General features: G+C 77.4%; 1 protein-coding gene. It reads left to right on the top strand.

Features of this window, described 5'->3' with window-relative positions; translation table 11 throughout:
- Window positions 1-836, top strand: an 836-nt coding sequence (locus GTR00_RS21905) for a 3-phosphoshikimate 1-carboxyvinyltransferase (protein WP_407659771.1), incomplete at its 5' end; no start/stop codon positions are given.
- Between the last annotated feature and the right edge of the window lie 4 nt (window positions 837-840).

Here is an 840-nt window from a genome sequence, read left to right as displayed (position 1 = left end):
GGGGGCGGGTGCGCATCGACGCCTCCGGCTCCAGCCAGTTCGTCTCGGCCCTGCTGCTGGTGGGGGCGCGCTGCCGCGACGGGCTGGAGGTCGTGCACGAGGGCCCGGAGCTGCCCAGCGCCCCGCACGTGCGGATGACCGTGGAGGTGCTGCGCGACGCGGGTGTCGTCGTGGACGACTCGGTGCCGGGCCGCTGGGCCGTGGAGCCCGGGGAGGTCAACGCCCTGGACGTGCACGTGGAGCCGGACCTGTCCAACGCCGGGCCGTTCCTGGCCGCGGCCGCGGTGGCCGGCGGGCGGGTGCGGGTGCCGGGCTGGCCGCAGTCGACCACCCAGGCCGGGGACCTGCTGCGCGACGTGCTGGACCAGATGGGCGCCGAGGTGGCCCTGGACCGCGACGGGCTGCTGGTGCAGGGCACCGGCGAGCTGTACGGGCTGGACCTGGACCTGCGCGAGGCCGGGGAGCTGGCGCCGGTGATCACGGCGCTGGCGGCGCTGGCCTCCACGCCCACGCGGCTGCGCGGCATCGCCCACCTGCGCGGGCACGAGACGGACCGCCTCAAGGCCCTGGTCACCGAGGTCAACGCCCTGGGCGGGGACGCCGAGGAGACCGCCGACGGGCTGCTGCTGCGCCCGCGCCCGTTGCACGGCGGGGTCTTCCGCACCTACGCCGACCACCGCATGGCCACCGCGGCCGCCGTGATCGGCCTGGCCGTGGACGGGGTGCTCGTGGAGGACGTGGCCACGACCGGCAAGACGCTGCCGGGCTTCCCCGGCATGTGGACGGCGATGCTGGGCGGCCCGCGCAGCGGCGGCGGGGCGGGGGTGCGGCGGTGAGGTG

The organism is Kineococcus indalonis (assembly GCF_009906395.1).
Taxonomy (GTDB): Bacteria; Actinomycetota; Actinomycetes; order Actinomycetales; family Kineococcaceae; genus Kineococcus; species Kineococcus indalonis.
Note: the sequence above shows the minus strand (reverse complement) of the source record. Positions and strands in the feature narration are given on the sequence as shown.